Source organism: Bartonella queenslandensis AUST/NH15, assembly GCF_000312585.1.
Taxonomy (GTDB): domain Bacteria; phylum Pseudomonadota; class Alphaproteobacteria; order Rhizobiales; family Rhizobiaceae; genus Bartonella; species Bartonella queenslandensis_A.
In genome coordinates this window covers 143,463-144,292 of the sequence record NZ_HE997979.1, presented here as the reverse complement: position 1 = coordinate 144,292, position 830 = coordinate 143,463, and the positions used below count along the sequence as shown (strand labels likewise).

Annotated in this window: 1 pseudogene; it reads right to left on the bottom strand. The window is 39.3% G+C overall.

Features of this window, described 5'->3' with window-relative positions:
- Nucleotides 1-830, bottom strand: a pseudogene (locus BN338_RS01605) (damage-inducible protein); the annotation flags it as partial.

Genomic DNA, 830 nt, shown 5'->3' with positions numbered 1-830 from the left:
TATAAACAATCCCAAGCCTATCCGTCGTTTTCTTAAATGCCTTGGAAAAGAAATCCTCATAGAGTTTGATAATAAGGTTCTGTCTTGCTTGCGGTTCGGTAATCCCAGAAGCACGGAATTTTACACTGTTATAAAACCCTTGTAATTCTAAAGACTTCTGCTTGATATCGGTTTTATCCAACTCAGCTAAAATTCTTTCCATCGCTTGTGAGATGGCATTGTTTTGTACAAATTCATTGCCTCCAAACAAAGCTTCAAACACGGGACGCGTGACAAGATGTTGTCCTAACATCTCAAGCGCTTCCTCTTGCGTCAGACTGTCATTTAAATTGCTCTTTAATTCCTTATGAAACGCATCAAAAGCACACCGCGCTTTGCCTTTCTCATCAGAAAGAATATCTTTAAGATGATTGATATGGTTTTGGGCAATCTCAGCAACATTATTCGCCCAAATGCCCCAATAATCAGAAAGGGTTGATCTTTTAATCAGAACCGTTTTAAGAGCACGAGGGAATGCCGACATAAAGTTGAAGCTTGTTTGTCCATGATGCGTGGAAAGCGATTTACGGATTGGAGATACATTGCTTGCGCTTGCATGCTGTGGTTTTGCTTGAAGCGGAATGTCATCAACAACCGTGGTGACATTCTCTAAATCCATATTTTGAGAAACCGTTATAATCTCTAAAATAGAGCTTACATCTTGTCCTAAATTCATCTGGTTAAGCGTTTTACTAAAATTCTCATCATGAGAAAGCAGCGCATTGAGAACTTTCCAAACAACACTGTATTTCTTACTGTTTTGTAAAGCTTTTTCGGGGTCAATCCCAGCA